Source organism: Halomonas sp. C10-5 (assembly GCF_057169305.1).
The window spans coordinates 979,067-995,064 of record NZ_CP175665.1; the positions used below are offsets into that span (position 1 = coordinate 979,067).

Below are 15,998 nucleotides of genomic sequence, written 5' to 3' on the forward strand. Positions count from 1 at the left end.
CGACCCACTCTCCTGCCGAGCCGACCATGACCCAAGCCGTTGATCCCCTCGCCGCTACCCGCCAATGGGTGGAGACCTTCGTGGTCGCCCGCAATGTCTGCCCCTTCGCCGGCCGCGAGGTGGCCCGCGACACTGTCCGCTACGTCATCCTGGACGCCGGCGACTGGGAGCAGGCCCTGCTGACCCTGGTGGCCGAGTGCGAACGCCTCGACGAGACACGCGCTATCGAGACCACCCTGCTGGTGCTCACCCCGGGCCTCGAGGCCTTCGACGACTACCTGGACTTCCTGGAGGTGGCCGAGGCGCTGCTGGCCGACCAAGGCTATGAAGGCACCTATCAGCTGGCGAGCTTCCATCCGGAGTATCGCTTCGCGGATGCCGAGCCGGAGGATCCCGCCAACTTCACCAACCGCTCGCCCTTCCCGATGCTGCACCTGCTGCGCGAGGCGGGGCTGGAGCAGGCGCTGGCCCACTACCCGGATCCCGAGGCGATTCCCGAGCGCAATATCGCGGCGCTGCGCGAGGTGGGCCATGAGGCCCTGGCGCAGGCGCTGGCCAGGCTGCGCGGCACCTCCTGACCGCTGCCGGGCTAGACGATATCCAGCGGCACCTTGCGGTCCGGGGCCGGGAAGGTGGCGTTCAGGCGGGCCAGGACGTCGTCATCGAGCCTGACATGCAGGGCGGCGGCATTCTGCTCCACGTGCTCGGTCCGCGCGGCCTTGGGGATGGCGATGACGTCCCGGCGGCCATCGTGCGGGCGGATCGCCCAGGCCAGCAGCACCTGGGCCGGGGTGATGCCGTGGCGTGCGGCGATGCCCAGCACCTCGGGGTGGCCGAGCAGGTCCTCGCGCAGGCCGCCGGCCTGGGCCAGCGGACAGTAGGCCATGGTCGGCATGCCATGTTCGCGTTGCCACGGCAGCAGGGCGTGCTCGATGCCCCGGGAGCCCAGGTGGTAGAGCACCTGGTTCACCGCGCAGGCCTCGCCGCCGGGCAGGGCGTGCAGCGCGCGCATCTCGTCGATGTCGAAGTTGGAGACCCCGAAGCGGCGGATCTTGCCGGCCTCGCGCAGGCGCTCGAAGGCCTCCAGGGTCTCATCCAGCGGGATGCTGCCCGGCCAGTGCAGCAGGTAGAGATCGAGGTGGTCGGTGCGCAGGCGCTTCAGGCTCGCCTCGCAGGCGGCGATGGCCGAATCCCGGCCCGCGTTCCAGGGGTAGACCTTGGAGACCAGGAAGGCCTCGTCGCGCCGCCCGGCCAGTGCTTCGCCCACCACCCTCTCGGCGCCGCCATCGGCATACATCTCGGCGGTATCGATCAGGGTCAGGCCCATGGCCAGGCCGTGCTGCAGCGCGCGTATCTCGTCGCTGCGCGGGGCAAGCCCCTCACCCATGTACCAGGTGCCCTGGCCGATGGCCGGCAGCTCGATGGCGGGTTCATGGGCGGTAGCGGGCAGGGTGACGCTGGTGGAGGACAGCATGGCGTGGCTCCTTTTTTATAATCTTGGAAAATTCTTCCATGTATTCTGGGTGCTGGTCGACGGCGTTGCAATCAACCCTTGAGTCATGGGAATCCGGGCCCCATGATCTATGGTGTGAAGGTGAGATATCCCATCGCACAACACAAGGAGCCGATATGTCGATCGAGAACTTTGCCAGCGCACAGTGGAAGGGCAGCCTGAAGGAAGGAGGCGGTACGCTCTCTACCCGAAGCGGGGTGTTGAAGGATACGCCGTATGACTTCCGCCGGCGCTTTGAGGGTGCCGAGGGCACCAATCCGGAGGAGATGATCGGCGCGGCCCATGCCGGCTGCTTCACCATGGCCCTGTCGCTGGTGCTCGGTGAGGCGGGCTACACCGCCGACAGCCTCGATACCAAGGCCAAGGTGACCCTGGATCCGGACACCCTGTCGGTCACCGCGGTGCACCTGACCACCGTCGGCCGGGTGCCGGGTGCCGATCAGGCCGCCTTCGAGGAAGCGGCGAATGGCGCCAAGGAGAACTGCCCGATCTCCAAGCTGCTTAAGGCCGAGATCACCCTGGAGGCGACGCTGGAGGGCTGAGGCCCGAGCCGCTCATCCACCGCCCGATGCACCGGGGCCACCCAAGGGTGGCCCCGGTTTTTTTCTGGGATCATCGCAAGCGGTGTGCAGCCGGACGCTAGGCGGCCCGTGCGGCGCTGACCAGGGCGCGAATCAGGCGCTGCTGGGGGCGGTTGAAGACCAGCCACTCGGGGTGCCACTGCACGCCGATCAGGAAGTCGTGGTCGCGGGACTCGATGCCCTGCACCAGGCCGTCGCGGTCGCGGGCGACGATCTCGATGCCGCGTCCGGCCTGCCTGACGGCCTGGTGGTGGAGGCTGTTGATGCGACACCAGCTGACCCGCAGGATGCGATGCAGCTGGCTGTCACCGACGATATCCACGGTCTTGCGCGGCAGCACCGTGCGCCGCCGCTTGAGCCCCTCATGGCTGGTGTAGATGTCCGGGTCCAGGGTGCCGCCCAGGTAGACGTTGATCAGCTGGGCCCCGCGGCAGATGCCGAGCACCGGAGTGCCCCGGGGGATGAAGGTCTCGAGCAGTTCCAGCTCCAGCTCGTCGCGCTGGGGGTCGACGCGCACGTCGATCTGTACCTCGGCATCGTAGAGGTGCGCCTGGATGTCGTCGCCGCCGCCGATGATCAGGCCATCGAGGCGCTCCGGCCAGGGCCGCGACGGCGACAGCCGCCGTGGCCTGCCACCGTGGCGCCACACCGCAAACCAGTCGAACAGCCAGGCGATATGGCTCTTGCGATCCGAGGTGGTGATGCCGATCAGCGGGCGCTCGCTCATGTGGACTTCACCCAGCCGCGCAGGCGCAGCCACAGGCGGGTGAGTGGCGAACGGGTGTGCTTGGCGACATAGCCGGCGGCACGCTGGCGGAGCGCCGGCTTGTCGGCGGCCAGCTTCTCCACCTCCAGCCAGCGATTCCACTCCACCGCCGAGCCCCAGCCCGGCTGCGAGAGACGCGCGTCGGGTAGCCGGTAGTGGAAGGTGGGGCGGGACTTGACCAGCTTGTTGCGGAACAGCTCGTGGGGGTAATCCGGTCGCAGATGGGCGAACAGCGGGGTCATGTCGAGCTCGCGGTTGCGGGTCGGATTGTCGGCCAGGTAGTCGCCGATCAGGGTGTCGAGGTCCGGCGAGTAGTCGGCGGCCAGCACCTTGAGGGCGTAGGCCTTGGGGAAGGGGTTGGCATGGGGCAGCACCTCGCGGGTGATATCTACGTCGATCTGTTCACGCAGCCACTCGGCGGTAAGCAGATAGGCACGCAGGTGGTCGAGCAGGCTCTCCACCTCGAGGCTGGGGACCTCGGGGTTGAGGTGCAGCCCGAAGCCGTAGAGCAGGCTGGCGTCGGTACCCTTGGCGCCATGCTCGCGCAGCGCCTCGAACAGCGCATCCAGCTCGCCGAGCTCGTCCCAGGGGATCGGTGGACAGACGATCTCGGTGGGCACTAGCCCGGTGACCACGTCGCCGATCAGCTCGCGGGTGCGGTTATGGAAGTCGATGCGCATCTGGTGGCGATGGCGCTCCCACTCGCTGTCGCCGCTGGGCATGGCCTCCAGCACTTCCGTATCGGGATGGGCATACTGGGTATCGAGCTCGATGGTGAAGGTGCCCCAGCGAGTCTCTTCCACCTTGAGGCGGTGAGGGCTGATCACCTTCACCTCGCCGCCGAACAGCTCGCACACCATCGCAGCGGTATCCTGGGGAGGCAGGCCGGCAAACTCGATCTCGACCCCCACGCGGCGGGTCTCGCCGTCGGGGGTATGCGGTTCGGGTGGCGGTAGCGGCGTCATGGCGGCATCCTGTGCGTCACATGGGAGCGTCTGAGAGCGTATCATATCGGCCTTTCCTCACGACGCCTCGATTCCCATTGCCTGAATCTGCCATCGACCTGGAGATGTGATGTTCTCCCACCGCCGCCTCGGTTCCTTTACCACCGCCTGGATGCTTTTCTACGGACTGCTGCTGGGGCTGGCCGTCTGGCTGCTGCCCGCGGCGGCGGTTCAGGCCCAGGCGGTCAATCTGCCGGGCCTGGTGACCTCCGCGGAAGATCAGCAGCAGCATGACCCCCAGGCCTTCCAGGAGTCGCTGGAGCGCATCATCGCGACTCTCGAGGACTCCGAGCGGCGCGGCCAGTTGCTGGAGAGCCTGCAGGACCTGCAGAAAGTGCACGGCGAGGCCACCGAGGAGAGCGGCATCACCCCGCGCGAGGGGCTGCTTGGCGCCCTGGCAGAGACCATCAGTGACCTGGGCCAGCAGGCCGAGGGGCAGGATTCGCCGCTGGCGCGCTGGCAGGCCCAGCTGCAGCAGGGCTGGCGTGACCTGAGTGCCCTGGTGGCCGAGACTGGCAATGCCGACCTGATCCGCTTCGCGGTCGAGGCGGCGGTGCTGCTGGTGATCTGGGGCGGTCTGCTGGTGATCCTGATCGCCCTGGGCCGCCTGCTGGCGAGGCGTCGCGGTTGGCCCCTGGACCTGCCCCGCGAGCCGCGGGCCTGGCTGCTTACCGTGCACTTCCTGCGCCGCATGCTGCCCTGGGCACTGGCCTTCGCGCTGGTCCTGGGGATCGCACAGCTGGTACCGCCCAGCAGCGGTCGCGTGCTGGCGCTGGTGGTGGCCTATATCGCGCTGTGTGGTCGCACCCTGTCGGTGATAGTGGAGACCTTCGTCTCGGAGTTTACCCGCGGTCACCGTTTCGTCGCGGTACAGCTGGTGCAGAACCATGGTCTTCGCCCCCTGTTCGTGATCGGCGCCCTGGTGGCGCTGGGCGATGCCTTCAATTCCGGGCGCCTCACCGGCCTGCTCGGTGCCGAACTCGCCGGGCTGCTCTCGGTGCTGGCCAATATGCTGGCGGCGCTGCTCAGCGTGCGCTTCATCCTCAGCTTCAAGCGTCCCATCGAGCACATCATCCGCAACCGCCCCTGGCGCGAGCGGCGCGAGCCCGGCGCCAGTGCCAGCATCGTGCAGGTGCTGGGCAGCCTGTGGCACGTGCCGGCGCTGCTGCTGGTGGGTGGCTCACTGGTGGCGATCTTCGTCACCGGCGGTGATGTGGGCACCGCCCTGGCACGCTCCATCATCTCGGCGGCGCTGCTGATCCTGGCCCTGGTGGTCACCGGCCTGGTGCGTCGCCATGGTGAACGCCGCAAGCGTCGGCAGCGCCGGCGGCGCGTCAGCCAGTACCGCGTTCGCCTCGAGCGTTTCGGCTATGTACTGGCCCACGTCGCCACCTGGCTGGCCTTCGCCGAGCTGTCGCTGCAGGTGTGGAGCGGATCTCTGCTGGGCATCGGCAGCCAGGGCGTGGCGAGTGCGCGCATCGGCCAGGCCCTGCTGGCCATTGCCCTGACCCTGCTGCTGGCCTGGTTGGCGTGGATCTTCGCCGACACCGCCATCCAGCGGGCGTTGACCAGCTCGGCGCGTTCCCGCGGGCGGCGGGTCAACCAGGCCCGTGCCCAGACCATCACGCCGATGATCCGCAACGTCATCTTCACCGCCATCGTGATCATCGCCGGCATCGTCGGGCTGGCCAACCTGGGGGTGAACGTCACACCGCTGCTGGCCGGTGCCGGTGTCATCGGCCTGGCACTCGGCTTCGGCGCCCAGACACTGGTGCAGGACCTGATCACCGGCATCTTCATCCTGATCGAAGACTCCCTGGCGGTGGACGACTTCGTCGAGATCAACGGTCACATGGGCACGGTGGAGGGGCTGACCCTGCGCACCGTGCGCCTGCGCGACCTCGACGGCATCGTGCATATCATCACCTTCAGCCGCATCGACTCGATCCACAACATGTCGCGGCAGTTCGGCATCGCGCTGATGAAGATCCGCATTCCCTACGAAATGAAGATCGACGATGCCATCACCCTGATGCAGGAGACCGCTCAGGCGCTGCGCCAGGACCCCATGATGCGCCACTACATCTGGTCACCGCTGGAGATGCAGGGCATCCATGCCTTCGAGGATGGCTGCCCGATCCTGCGCATGCGCTTCCGCACCGCACCGGAGATGCAGTGGGACGTGGCGCGGGCCTTCAACCTGCTGCTCAAGCAGCGCATGGAGGCCCAGGGCGTCGACCTCGGCGTGCCGAGGCTCAGCGTCAGCATGGAGGGGCGTGGCGGCGGCCGCCTGGATGGCTCCAGCGAGCATGGCGATGAACGGGCCAACGAGCGCGATGCCGCCGGTCGCGCCCCGGGGCGTGCCGGGGTTGCCGACCCTCATCACCAGACGAGCAGCAGCGGCGGCTCGCCGGACCCGGGGCAGTAGATGCGCAGGTATCGTGAAACCGGCAGCGAGGCCCATGCGTGATCCACGTCGAACGCCAGGACAGCCTCCACCTCAAGGTCTCCCGCGTGCTGCAGGAGGAGACCTCGCACCGGCTCGATCTCTATCTGTTCGTGCCCGGCGAGCTGGGGCTGACCGGCCAGGTGATCGCCGAGGAGGACTTCTACCACGCCGCGATCCAGGTCAAGCGCACCTACTTCAGCGATCGCTACCGGCTACCGCTGGTGCTCAGCCGCCTGGCCGAGCGTGGCAGGCTGGATGCCGAGCACTACCGTCTCAGCCTGAGCCTCTACGCCTATCAGTACGTGGTGGCCATGGAGAGCGCCGCCGGGCCGTTGATCGATGATGCCCGTCGTGCGCTGAAGGCAGAGAAAGCCGAGAAGGCGGAAAAGGGAGAAAAGGCAGACACAGCCACCAACGGGCGGTCGTCGGAGGGGCGTAGCCAGCCGGTGAAGGAAGAGGCGGGCGAGCAGCCCCCCAGCCTCGAGCAGCGCCTGGCCGAGCATGTCGACCTGGCGGTGAGCATCCTGCGCCGCCTGCGCCGTCATGAGCCCAGCGAGGAGAGCCTGCACCGCTATTTCGCCACCATCGACAACTACCTCTCTTGGTTCACCGAGCAGCGCCTGCTGGCACTGCTCGCCGGCCTGCCGCGGGGGGCGCGTTTCCGGCCGGTGCGCGCCCGCCTGGTGGCGATCTGCCGCGCCGAGGACGACTACCGTCGCGAGCGCGAGTACAACTCCGAGCGGGTGACGCGTGACCCCACGAGGATGTCCAACAAGATGCGCCTGCTGCGTCGGCTGATCGAATACCCGGTGACCCTCAAGCAGAAGACCCAGGAGCTGGGTAACGCCGAGCAGAAGGCAGTGAAGGCGCTGGCCACCGCGGTGGTGATGGTGTTCGTCTCGCTGGGTCTGCTTCGCGTGCGCGACACCCTGGCCGATATCACCGCGCTGTTCGTGCTGGCCATGGCCGGCATCTATGCGCTGCGCGAGGTCTTCAAGGATGACCTGCGCAACACCCTGTGGCGCCTCCTGCGCCGTGGCCGGCCCAAGTGGCGCCGCCAGTATCTGGACCCGACCCGCAATCAGGTAGTGGGTCGTCAGCTGGAGTGGTTCGACTACAAGCGCTACCCCAGGCTCGACGAGGAGATCAAGCGCGTGCGCAAGCGCAGCGTGGCCCAGCGTGAGGAGATCGTGCTGCACTACCGCTCCCGTTCGCGGATGTCGCCGACGCGCTTCCTCAGCGGCTATGATCACACCCGCGAGACACTGGCCCTGGACCTGTCGCCGATCGCTCGACTGATGGACAAGGGCAGCCGCCGGGTCTACCGGCTGGAGGAGGGCGACCAGGTGGTGCGCGAGGAGGTGGAGAAGCGCCACCTCCTCAATCTGGTGATCCGCGAGACCCAGGGCGATGGCCCACCCACCCTGCAGCGCTGGAAGGTGGTCATGAGCCGCTCGCGGATCGTCGACGTGGAGCGGGTCCACGCCGAGGGGCCGGGGCATGAGGACGAGTCGGGCGGGTGAGTCTCCGAAAAGCCAGCCGCTCAGATGACTTGGCTGAGGTTCTCCGGCCCGAAGGCGTCCGGGAGCAGCTCGGCCATGGTGTACTCCTTCAGCAACTCGCCGTCGGCATTCACCACGCGGATGCGGGTGTGCTCGTCGGCGAACTCGCGGATGCGCTGGCGGCAGTCACCGCAGGGGGTGCAGAGGTGCGCACCCGGCCCGATCACCCACACCTCGCGCAGGCGTCGCTCGCCGGCACTGACCATGGCGGAAATGGCCGAGGCCTCGGCGCAGATGCCCTTGTAGTGGGCCACCTCGACGTTGGCGCCGGCATAGCGGGCACCGCTCTCGCCGATTACCAGCGCGCCCACCGGGTGGCGGGAGTAGGGGGCGTAGGCGCGATCGCGCACCGCCACCAGTGCCTCGATCAGGGTCTTTTCGGGTGCGCTCATGCCTTGCCTCCGGCCGGTGCCACTGCCATGCCCAGGGCGACCAGCAGGTCATAGAACAGCTCTGAAGCACCGAAGCGGAAGTGTCCGGGGGTGATCCAGTTGGCGCCCATCACCCGCTCGGCCAGTGCCAGGTAGGCCTGGGCATCCTCGGTGGTGCGCACGCCACCGGCGACCTTGATGCCGACGTCCCGGCCGCTGGCCTTGATCACCTCGAGCAGGATCTCGGCAGCCTCCAGGGTGGCATTGACGGCCACCTTGCCGGTGGAGGTCTTGAGGAAGTCGGCGCCGCCCTCGATGGCAAGCTCGGCGGCGCGGCGGATCAGCGCCGGGTCCTTGAGCTCGCCGGTCTCGAGGATCACCTTGAGGGTGGCATCGCCGCAGGCCTGGTGGCAGCAGGCGACCAGTTCGCGACCGGTCTCCTCGTCGCCGGCCAGCAGGGTGCGCCAGGGGAAGACCACGTCCACCTCGTCGGCCCCGGCGGCCACCGCCTCGCGGCTCCCGCGGGCGACGGCCATGATGTCGTCACCGCCATGGGGGAAGTTGGTCACCGTTGCCACCCGCACCTTGCCGGCGAGATCCAGCGCCTTGAGGGTGCGCTGGGCCGTGGTGACGAAGGCCGGGTAGACACACACCGCGGCGGGGGTGCCGGCGGGGGTGCGAGCACGACGGCACAGCGATTCGATGCCGCGGTCGGTGTCGTCGTCGTTGAGGCTGGTGAGGTCCATCAGGGGCAGCGCCTGGCGGGCGGTGCGCTGGAGGTCATCGGTCATGGAAGCATCCATTGGTCGCGGGGTGTCAGGGTGTCTGGTGGCGCCCCGGGGGCGGGGCGCGAAGGCGGGGCGGACGCCGGTATCAGCCGGCCGCCGCCAGCGCCATGAAGAAGCCAGCGATGGAGGCTGACATCAGGTTGGAGAGGGTACCGGCGAGTACCGCCTTGAGGCCGTAGCGGGCGATCTCGTGGCGGCGACTGGGAGCGATGCTGCCCAGGCCGCCGAGCAGGACGGCGATGGAAGAGAGGTTGGCGAAGCCGCACAAGGCAAACGACAGGATCGCCATGGTGTGAGGAGTCATCACCTGGCCGGTGGCAGCCACCACTTCCTCGCCGCTCAGGTAGGGGCCGAGGTTGATGAATGCCACGAACTCATTGACCACGATCTTCTGGCCGATGAAGGAGCCGGCCAGGGTGGCCTCCTCCCAGGGGATGCCGAGCAGGAAGGCGAGCGGCGCGAACAGCCAGCCGAGGATCCACTCCAGGCTGAGCTGCTCGAGGCCGACCCAGCCGCCGATGCCCCCCAGCATGCCGTTGATCAGGGCGATCAGGCCGATGAAGGCAAGCATCATGGCGCCGATGTTGGCGGCCAGCATCAACCCCGAGGAGGCCCCTGCGGCGGCGGCGTCGATCACGTTGCTGGGCTTGTCGACGTCCTCCTCGTGCTCCTCCTCGATCTTCGAGACGCTGTCCGCGGGCTCGCGGGTCTCGGGCATGATCAGCTTCGCGAACAGCAGCCCGCCCGGGGCGGCCATGAAGGAGGCGGCCACCAGATACTCCATGGGCACACCCATGGCGGCGTAGCCGGCGAGCACCGAGCCGGCCACCGAAGCCAGCCCTCCGCACATCACCGCGAACAGCTGCGAGGGGGTCATGCGGGCGATGAAGGGGCGCACCACCAGTGGCGCCTCGGTCTGGCCGACGAAGATGTTGGCGGTGGCGGAGAGCGACTCGGTGCGCGAGGTGCCCAGCGCCTTCTGCAGGGCGCCCCCCAGGATGCGGATCACCCACTGCATGATCCCCAGATGGTAGAGCACGGCAATCAGCGAAGAGAAGAAGATGATCACCGGCAGCACCTTGATGGCGAAGACGAAGCCGATGTTGTCGACCTCGGCCAGCCCGCCGAAGACGAAGCCGATGCCGTCGTTGGCATAGAGCACCACCTGGCTGACGGCGTCGGAGATGGCCTTGAGCACGGTCTGGCCGAAGGGCACGTAGAGCACGAAGGCGCCGATGCCGACCTGGATGGCGAAGGCGCCGCCTACCGTGCGCAGGCGGATCGACCGGCGGTCGTAGGAGAAGATCAGGGCGATGATTATCAGCGTCACCATCCCGACGAGGCTCATGAAGAGTGTCATGGGAGTCCTGCCCGTTTGTCGTGGATTGTTGCAGCAGACGGTGCCAAGCGAAGCGGGCAAATATACCAGCCTGGCCGGCAGGCTTCGACCGGAGCCCCCGATCCTGCGTTGACAGTTTTTGGCCTGGATCAAGGCGAAGCGTTCAGGGCATTGCTATGTTGCTTGTACAAGCCCCTGAACCCGCTGGAGAACATCGATGCAAGCCGCCGATATCATGACCCGTAATGTCATCACCGTAGGCCGAGACAGTGAAGTGCGCGAGATCGCCAGCCTGCTGCTCGAACACGGCATCAGTGCCGTGCCGGTGGTGGATGAGGCCGACAAGGTGCTGGGCATCGTCAGCGAGGGCGACCTGATCCGTCGCGTCGAGGACGACAAGCGCAACAAGTCCTGGTGGCTGCGGCTGTTCGCCGTCAACGATCCCGGCGAGTACGTCAAGTCACACGGGCGTCGCGCCCACGAGATCATGACCCCCGACCCGCTCACCATCGATGAGACGATGCCGCTGGCGAAGATCTCGCGCCTGCTGGAGAAGCACCACATCAAGCGGGTGCCGGTGGTGAAGGAGGGCAAGCTGGTGGGTATCGTCAGCCGCGCCAACCTGTTGCAGGGCTTCGCCGTAGCCGGTCCCGAGACCACGGCCAGTACCGATGATCGCGAGATCCGCGAGGCGATCCTCAAGGAGATTGACGACAACACCGGCGTGATGGTCGACCGTATCAACGTTATCGTCAGCCAGGGCAAGGTGGAGCTCTGGGGCCTGGTGGAGAGCGACAAGGAGCGCATGGCGGTGCAGGTCGCGGCCGAGAACACCGCCGGCGTCAAGGAGGTCAAGAACAACTTGGGCTACGTACCGCGTGGTTTCGGGGCAGCCTGATCGTCGCATTAACGAGTGACAGCAAGCGACGCGTGACAACGTGAAGAGGGCGGCCCAGGGGCCGCCCTCTTCGTATCATGCATGCCGTGATCGCCTGCGGATCCCCTCACGCCTCGTCGGGCGGGGTCGAAACCGGCTCCGAGACCTTCTCCAGAGCCTGGCGCAGGGTGTCGATGGTGCGCTGGTGATGGTGCAGCTTCTCGAGGCCGAACAGCCCGATGCGGAAGGTCTGGAATCCTTCCCCTTCGTCGCACATCAGCGGTACGCCGCCGGCGACCTGCAGCCCCGCCTCGGCGAAGCGGCCGACGATGCCGGGGTCGTCGGTGTAGCAGACCACCACGCCGGGGGATTCGTAGCCGGGGGCGGCCACGCTCTGGTAGCCGAAGTCGGCGAGTAGTTCACGCACGCCACTGCCCAGCGCCTGCTGCTCGTCACGGACCTTGTCGAGGCCGTACTGCTCGATCTCGAGCATGACGTCGCGCAGCGTCACCAGGCCATCGGTGGGCAGGGTGGCGTGATAGGCATGGCCGCCATTCTCGTAGGCTTCCATGATCGAGAGCCACTTCTTCAGGTCACAGGCGAAGCTGGTGCTGGTGGTCTCCTCGATGGTCTCGCGGGCCAGGCGTGACAGCATCACCATGGCGCAGCAGGGCGAGGCGCTCCAGCCCTTCTGCGGCGCGCTGATCACCACGTCGACGCCGAGGTCCTGCATGTCCACCCACATGGTCCCGGAGGCGATGCAATCGAGCACGAACAGGCCGCCCTCCTCGTGGATGGCGTCGGCCACCTGACGGATGTAGTCGTCGGGCAGCATCATGCCCGAGGAGGTTTCCACGTGGGGGGCGAAGACGATGTCGGGCTGGGTGTCGCGAATGGTGTCGATCACGTCCTGCAGCGGGGCAGGGGCGAACGGCGAGGTGGAATCATCCTCGTCGAGGCGACGCGCCTTGCGTACGTTGATGTCGGAGGGGATGTGGCCCATCTCGAGGATCTGGCTCCAGCGGTAGCTGAACCAGCCGTTGCGCAGTATCAGGGCGCGGCGGCCCTTGGTGAACTGGCGGGCGACGGCCTCCATGCCGAAGGTGCCGCTGCCGGGCACGATGACCGCACTATGGGCGTTGTAGACTTCCTTGAGGTGCGAGGAGACCTCGCGCATCACCTCCTGGAAGCGCGCCGACATGTGGTTCAGCGAGCGGTCGGTATAGACCACCGAGTATTCCAGCAGGCCATCGGGGTCGACATCGGGAAGCAAGCCGGGCATCTCTTTCTCCATCTTGGTTCTGGCCTTCCAGGACGAAGGCAACGGGTACCTCAAGCATATTCCGATTGGCCAGCCGCGGCCAGTCACCGCGGCTGCTGCCTCAATGACTCAGTCTGCCTGGGCCGCCTGGATGGCCGTCAGCGCGATGGTGTAGACGATGTCATCGACCAGGGCGCCGCGGGAGAGGTCGTTCACCGGCTTGTTGAGGCCCTGCAGCATGGGGCCGACACTGACCACATGGGCGCTGCGCTGCACCGCCTTGTAGGTGGTGTTGCCGGTGTTGAGGTCGGGGAACACGAACACCGTGGCGCGACCGGCCACCGGCGAGTCGGGGGCCTTCTGGCGACCCACGCTCTCGATGGCTGCGGCGTCGTACTGCAGCGGGCCGTCGATGCACAGCTCCGGTGCGCGCTCCCGGGCCAGCCGGGTCGCCTGGCGCACCTTCTCCACGTCGGCGCCGGAACCGGACTCGCCGGTGGAGTAGCTGATCATCGCCACCCGCGGCTCGATGCCGAAGGCCGCCGCCGAGCGGGCGCTCTGGATGGCGATCTCGGCCAGGGTCTCGGCGTCGGGGTCGGGGTTCACCGCGCAGTCGCCATAGACCACCACCTGTTCGGGCAGCAGCATGAAGAAGATCGACGACACCTGGCGGTAGTCCGGCGAGGTCTTGATCAGCTGGAAGGCGGGACGCACGGTGTTGGCAGTGGTGTGCACCGCTCCGGAGACCAGGCCGTCGACCTCGTCCTCGGCCAGCATCATGGTGCCGAGCACCACGTTGTCCTGCAGCTGATCCTCGGCGGTGAGCTCGTTCACCTTGCCGGCGCGACGCGCCACCATGGGCGCCACGTAGCGCTGGCGGATGGCGGCGGGGTCGATGATCTCGAGCCCCCCGGGCAGCTCGATGCCGCGCTGGCGGGCCACCTCCTCGATCTCCTCGCGCCTGCCGAGCAGCACGCAGCGGGCGATGCCGCGCTGCTGACAGATCACCGCGGCCTCCACGGTGCGTGGCTCGTTACCCTCCGGCAGCACGATGCGCCGGTCGGCACGCTGGGCCAGCTGCACCAGCTGGTGACGGAAGGCGGCGGGGGAGAGCCGGCGCGGATAGCCCCGGCTAAGGGTCTCCTTGAGCCACGGCAGGTCGAGGTGGCCGGCGACGAAGCGGGTCACCTGCTCGGCGCGCTCGGCATCGTCGATGGGGATGTCGTTGGCCATCCGATCGAGGCGCTTGGCGGTGTCGAAGCTGTCCGAGTCCACCGCCAGCACCGGCAAGCCACTGCGCAGCGCGGGACGGCAGATATCCACCATCGATTCGCTGGGCCGCTCGCCATGGGTGAGCAGTACGCCTGCCAGCGGTACGCCGTTCATGGTGGAGAGCGCGGCGGCCAGCAGGATGTCGTCGCGATCGCCCGGGGAGACGATCAGCCGACCCGGCTTGAACACGTGAAGCGCCCGGGAGGCGCTGCGCGCACACAGGCTGGTGCCCATCACCCGGCGCGTGGCGGCCTCGCCCTCGTGCAGGAACTGGGCGCCCAGCGCGCGGGCCACATCGATGACCCGCGGCGCGGAGAGGGCGTCGTGCCAGGGCACGGCGCCGATCAGCCGGAACTGCTGGCCATCCAGAGCGGGCAGGTACTGGCGCAGGGTGTCGGCCAGTTCGCCGTTGGTGTGCGCGGCCAGTTCGGGAGCGGCGAGCGGGGGCGCGGTGGCCGTTTCCGGCAGCGGGCGCACGCGCATCAGGATGCAGCCCAGGGTGCGCGAGGAGCGCGCGCCGTCGAAGGGTTGGGCATGGATATCGAGCTGCTCCGCCAGCTGGCGAGGATCGCTCAGGTCACCGTCGGCCACCAGGATCACCCTGGCATCCAGGGCGCGGGCCAGCTCGGCGTTGAGCTGGCCGGCATAACTGCTCTGAGGGCTGGCCACCAGGCCCTCGACCACCACCAGGTCGGGGCGTGTCTCCTCCTCGCCGGCGGCGGCTCGCGTATGCCTGGCGACCGCCTCCTCCATCAGGTCAGCGATGCGGTCGTCGCGCAACAGCCGCTCCACGCGCGCCTGGGGCAGTGGCTCGGGGGGTGTCAGCCCCAGGGTGCTGCGAGCCAGCGCCGTTGAGCGGTCCGGACCGGGCCCGTTGAACTCATCCTGACGGAAGGGTCGCAGGAAGCTGGCCTTGAGGCCCAGGGTGTCCAGGGCGCGAATCAGCCCGAGGCAGGCGGAGGTGAGGCCGACACCGGTGCCGGTGGGCACCAGCAGCAGGGTGCGGGGGTCGGGACGCGTCATGCGGGAGTCTCGCTGAGGAGTTGGCGGGTCTCGAAGGCGATCTGGCCCTCTTCGTCGGTAGGGATCACCCAGAGTTCGGGTCCGGCGGCGCCGGCATCGATGCGCCCCTCCTGGCCGCCCACGGTCTCGGCGTTGGCCGTGGCCGAGAGGCGCAGCCCGAAGTGGGGCAGGGCCTCAATCACCCGGGCACGCACCGCGCTGGCATTCTCGCCGATGCCGCCGGTAAAGACGATACCGTCGAGTCGCGGCAGGGCGCAGGAGAGGGCGGCCAGGGACTTGGCGATGCGATAGCAGAACACCTCGATGGCGAGTTCGGCGCCAGGATGGTGCTCGGCGGCGGCCTGTTCCAGGCGGCGCATGTCGTTGGAGATCCCGGAGAGGCCCAGCAGACCGCTCTCCTTGTTGAGCAGGGTGTCGATACGCTCCAGCGACCAGCCGAGCTGCCGGCCCAGGTGGGCGTGCAGGCCGGGGTCGACGTCGCCGCTGCGAGTACCCATCACCAGGCCCTCCAGGGGAGTCAGGCCCATGCTGGTATCCACACTCTGGCCCTGCCACACGGCGCAGGTCGAGCAGCCATTGCCCAGGTGGGCGACCAGCCAGCCGCCATGAGCGCGGGTGGAGAGGTGATCGACGCGCCCGCTGACGTAGGCGTGGCTGCTGCCGTGGAAGCCGTAGCGACGGATGCCGTGCTGGGCATAGAGGTGCTGGGGCAGGGCGTAGCGGTAGGCGCGCGGCGGCAGGCTCTGGTGGAAGGCGGTATCGAACACCGCGACCTGGGGCAATGCCGGGAACAGCGCCAGGGTGGCGCGCACCCCCACCAGGTTGGCGGGGTTGTGTAGTGGTGCCAGGGCGCCGGTGGTCTCGATGGCGCGCAGCACGGCGGGGTCGATACGGGTGGCGCCGGTGAAGCGCTCGCCGCCGTGCACGATACGGTGGCCCACCGCGGCAGGGGGCGGGCCGCCCAGGCGCTCGAGGATCACGGCCATGGCCTCGGCGTGGTCGGCGCCGTGCAGGGGCTGTGAGAACTCGCGTCCGTCGGCATCGACCCCCTTCAGGCGCGCATCGTTGCCGCCCAGGCGCTCGGCCAGGCCCGACTGGCGAGGCAGGGCCGGATCCTCGGGTACCAGGGCATACTTGATGGAGGAGGAGCCGCAGTTGATCACCAGGACCGGGTCGCGCATCGGGTAGTCTC

General features: G+C 68.1%; 14 protein-coding genes. 5 read left to right on the forward strand and 9 right to left on the reverse strand.

Annotated elements, in window-relative coordinates; all coding sequences use genetic code 11:
- The first annotated feature begins 26 nt into the window (after window positions 1–26).
- Complete coding sequence (locus tag ACJ7IV_RS04585; protein ID WP_483865976.1) at window positions 27–578, forward strand: DUF1415 domain-containing protein; 552 nt, start codon at window positions 27–29, stop codon at window positions 576–578.
- An 11-nt stretch (window positions 579–589) separates the two neighbouring features.
- Here the strand turns inward: ACJ7IV_RS04585 and ACJ7IV_RS04590 are convergent, their stop codons facing one another.
- On the reverse strand, window positions 590–1,474 hold the full coding sequence (locus ACJ7IV_RS04590) for an aldo/keto reductase (protein WP_483865977.1): 885 nt from the start codon (window positions 1,472–1,474) through the stop codon (window positions 590–592).
- Window positions 1,475–1,629: 155 nt separating this feature from the next.
- Between ACJ7IV_RS04590 and ACJ7IV_RS04595 the strand changes: the two genes are divergently transcribed.
- Window positions 1,630–2,055, forward strand: coding sequence for an OsmC family protein (locus ACJ7IV_RS04595; RefSeq protein WP_205743471.1), 426 nt, complete (start codon window positions 1,630–1,632; stop codon window positions 2,053–2,055).
- Between the two features lie 97 nt (window positions 2,056–2,152).
- Here ACJ7IV_RS04595 and ACJ7IV_RS04600 read toward each other — a convergent pair whose 3' ends face one another.
- Window positions 2,153–2,821, reverse strand: a complete 669-nt coding sequence (locus tag ACJ7IV_RS04600) for a gamma-glutamyl-gamma-aminobutyrate hydrolase family protein (RefSeq protein ID WP_483865978.1) — start codon at window positions 2,819–2,821, stop codon at window positions 2,153–2,155.
- Window positions 2,818–3,825 carry an amidoligase family protein gene (locus ACJ7IV_RS04605; RefSeq protein WP_483865979.1) on the reverse strand — a complete coding sequence of 336 codons (1,008 nt, stop codon included), beginning with the start codon at window positions 3,823–3,825 and terminating at the stop codon, window positions 2,818–2,820. Before ACJ7IV_RS04605 ends, ACJ7IV_RS04600 begins: the two co-directional genes overlap by 4 nt.
- A 109-nt stretch (window positions 3,826–3,934) precedes the next feature.
- On the opposite strand from ACJ7IV_RS04605, the gene ACJ7IV_RS04610 reads away from it, so the two are divergent.
- Together ACJ7IV_RS04610 and ACJ7IV_RS04615 are read left to right on the forward strand one after the other, a co-directional pair.
- Window positions 3,935–6,292 carry a mechanosensitive ion channel domain-containing protein gene (locus ACJ7IV_RS04610; RefSeq protein WP_483865980.1) on the forward strand — a complete coding sequence of 786 codons (2,358 nt, stop codon included), beginning with the start codon at window positions 3,935–3,937 and terminating at the stop codon, window positions 6,290–6,292.
- Between the two features lie 38 nt (window positions 6,293–6,330).
- Window positions 6,331–7,836 carry a hypothetical protein gene (locus ACJ7IV_RS04615; protein WP_483865981.1) on the forward strand — a complete coding sequence of 502 codons (1,506 nt, stop codon included), beginning with the start codon at window positions 6,331–6,333 and terminating at the stop codon, window positions 7,834–7,836.
- Between the two features lie 20 nt (window positions 7,837–7,856).
- On the opposite strand, the gene cdd is transcribed toward ACJ7IV_RS04615, so the two are convergent.
- From cdd to ACJ7IV_RS04630, 3 genes are all read right to left on the reverse strand, one after another.
- Complete coding sequence (gene cdd, locus ACJ7IV_RS04620) at window positions 7,857–8,267, reverse strand: cytidine deaminase (RefSeq protein ID WP_483865982.1); 411 nt, start codon at window positions 8,265–8,267, stop codon at window positions 7,857–7,859.
- Window positions 8,264–9,049: a deoxyribose-phosphate aldolase gene (deoC, locus tag ACJ7IV_RS04625; protein ID WP_483865983.1), complete on the reverse strand. Its 786-nt coding sequence runs from the start codon at window positions 9,047–9,049 to the stop codon at window positions 8,264–8,266. Before deoC ends, cdd begins: the two co-directional genes overlap by 4 nt.
- A gap of 70 nt (window positions 9,050–9,119) precedes the next feature.
- Window positions 9,120–10,394, reverse strand: a complete 1,275-nt coding sequence (locus tag ACJ7IV_RS04630; RefSeq protein ID WP_483865984.1) for a NupC/NupG family nucleoside CNT transporter — start codon at window positions 10,392–10,394, stop codon at window positions 9,120–9,122.
- Window positions 10,395–10,590: 196 nt separating this feature from the next.
- Here ACJ7IV_RS04630 and ACJ7IV_RS04635 point away from each other — a divergent pair, with 196 nt between their 5' ends.
- On the forward strand, window positions 10,591–11,271 hold the full coding sequence (locus ACJ7IV_RS04635; RefSeq protein ID WP_483865985.1) for a CBS domain-containing protein: 681 nt from the start codon (window positions 10,591–10,593) through the stop codon (window positions 11,269–11,271).
- Between the two features lie 106 nt (window positions 11,272–11,377).
- Here ACJ7IV_RS04635 and ACJ7IV_RS04640 read toward each other — a convergent pair whose 3' ends face one another.
- The 3 genes from ACJ7IV_RS04640 to ACJ7IV_RS04650 form a co-directional block, all read right to left on the reverse strand.
- Entirely contained in the window at window positions 11,378–12,532 is a 1,155-nt protein-coding gene (locus ACJ7IV_RS04640; protein ID WP_483865986.1) for an aminotransferase class V-fold PLP-dependent enzyme, read from the reverse strand.
- Window positions 12,533–12,640: 108 nt separating this feature from the next.
- Entirely contained in the window at window positions 12,641–14,806 is a 2,166-nt protein-coding gene (gene pta, locus ACJ7IV_RS04645) for a phosphate acetyltransferase (RefSeq protein ID WP_483865987.1), read from the reverse strand.
- Complete coding sequence (locus ACJ7IV_RS04650; protein WP_483865988.1) at window positions 14,803–15,987, reverse strand: acetate/propionate family kinase; 1,185 nt, start codon at window positions 15,985–15,987, stop codon at window positions 14,803–14,805. The genes pta and ACJ7IV_RS04650 overlap by 4 nt, the downstream gene beginning before the upstream one ends.
- Between the last annotated feature and the right edge of the window lie 11 nt (window positions 15,988–15,998).

Bases quoted from the DNA above. Each gene is read 5' to 3' on its own strand.
- ACJ7IV_RS04640 (WP_483865986.1), bottom strand. From the start codon at position 12,532: ATGCCCGGCTTGCTTCCCGATGTCGACCCCGATGGCCTGCTGGAATAC.
- ACJ7IV_RS04585 (WP_483865976.1), top strand. From the start codon at position 27: ATGACCCAAGCCGTTGATCCCCTCGCCGCTACCCGCCAATGGGTGGAG.
- ACJ7IV_RS04610 (WP_483865980.1), top strand. From the start codon at position 3,935: ATGTTCTCCCACCGCCGCCTCGGTTCCTTTACCACCGCCTGGATGCTT.
- ACJ7IV_RS04630 (WP_483865984.1), bottom strand. From the start codon at position 10,394: ATGACACTCTTCATGAGCCTCGTCGGGATGGTGACGCTGATAATCATC.
- cdd (WP_483865982.1), bottom strand. From the start codon at position 8,267: ATGAGCGCACCCGAAAAGACCCTGATCGAGGCACTGGTGGCGGTGCGC.
- ACJ7IV_RS04650 (WP_483865988.1), bottom strand. From the start codon at position 15,987: ATGCGCGACCCGGTCCTGGTGATCAACTGCGGCTCCTCCTCCATCAAG.
- ACJ7IV_RS04590 (WP_483865977.1), bottom strand. From the start codon at position 1,474: ATGCTGTCCTCCACCAGCGTCACCCTGCCCGCTACCGCCCATGAACCC.
- ACJ7IV_RS04595 (WP_205743471.1), top strand. From the start codon at position 1,630: ATGTCGATCGAGAACTTTGCCAGCGCACAGTGGAAGGGCAGCCTGAAG.
- ACJ7IV_RS04605 (WP_483865979.1), bottom strand. From the start codon at position 3,825: ATGACGCCGCTACCGCCACCCGAACCGCATACCCCCGACGGCGAGACC.
- ACJ7IV_RS04635 (WP_483865985.1), top strand. From the start codon at position 10,591: ATGCAAGCCGCCGATATCATGACCCGTAATGTCATCACCGTAGGCCGA.
- ACJ7IV_RS04600 (WP_483865978.1), bottom strand. From the start codon at position 2,821: ATGAGCGAGCGCCCGCTGATCGGCATCACCACCTCGGATCGCAAGAGC.
- pta (WP_483865987.1), bottom strand. From the start codon at position 14,806: ATGACGCGTCCCGACCCCCGCACCCTGCTGCTGGTGCCCACCGGCACC.
- deoC (WP_483865983.1), bottom strand. From the start codon at position 9,049: ATGGATGCTTCCATGACCGATGACCTCCAGCGCACCGCCCGCCAGGCG.